Genomic DNA, 217 nt, shown 5'->3' on the forward strand with positions numbered 1-217 from the left:
TGAGTGCTAAGATCCATTGTCAAAAGGGAAACAGCCCAGACCATCAGCTAAGGTCCCCAAGTGTGTGTTAAGTGGGAAAGGATGTGGAGTTGCAAAGACAACCAGGATGTTGGCTTAGAAGCAGCCATCATTTAAAGAGTGCGTAATAGCTCACTGGTCGAGTGACTCTGCGCCGAAAATGTAACGGGGCTAAACACACCACCGAAGCTATGGCTTG

General features: G+C 48.4%; 1 rRNA gene. It reads left to right on the top strand.

The features are described from left to right. A 23S ribosomal RNA gene (locus tag AB4Y43_RS40745) occupies positions 1-217 on the top strand; the annotation flags it as partial.

The organism is Paraburkholderia sp. BR10872 (assembly GCF_040965835.1).
Lineage (GTDB): Bacteria > Pseudomonadota > Gammaproteobacteria > Burkholderiales > Burkholderiaceae > Paraburkholderia > Paraburkholderia nodosa_A.